Below are 597 nucleotides of genomic sequence, written 5' to 3'. Positions count from 1 at the left end.
CGGCGCTTTGAACAAGGCGAGCAGTTCGTCAACTTTGTTACGACCACTACCGTTTCGGCTAATGGTGCGTTTCACTTTCACCACACTTAAATCCGCACCGTGGTAAAGGCGGCGCGTTAGTGTTGTGTCGTGATTTGAAATCAACACCGGAATCCCACGCTCAGTAGCCGTTCTTTCTGCCATGTCGGCTAATGCCGCTTGGTCGTCCAACGTGAAACCATTACCTGCGTATGAAGTGAAGTTTGCCGTGTTTGAAAGTGGCGCATAAGGTGGATCGCAATACACAACGCTGCCCTTGCGCGCACGACGAAATGTTTCAGGATAACCTTCGCACACAAACGTAGCTTTTTTGGCTTTCTCAGCAAAAAACTCCAATTCCGCCTCTGGGAAATAAGGTTTTTTGTAAGAGCCAAACGGCACGTTGAAGCCACCTTTTTTGTTGTAGCGGCATAAACCATTAAAACCAAAGCGGTTCATGTAAAGGAATGCAAGTGAGCGATACATTACGTCATCAGTTTGATTAAACTCAGCACGAATGCTTAAGTACGCTTCTTTACGATTGTTTTTTGCGACAAACCAGCGCTTCGGTTCTGCGAT

1 protein-coding gene is annotated in these 597 nt (G+C 46.9%); it reads right to left on the bottom strand.

All coding sequences use genetic code 11. The features are described from left to right. A partial coding sequence (locus tag R7Q11_RS27780; RefSeq protein WP_225467185.1) for a Dam family site-specific DNA-(adenine-N6)-methyltransferase occupies window positions 1–597 on the bottom strand: 597 nt, incomplete at both ends.

It is taken from the genome of Vibrio sp. 970 (assembly GCF_033339075.1).
Note: the sequence above shows the minus strand (reverse complement) of the source record. Positions and strands in the feature narration are given on the sequence as shown.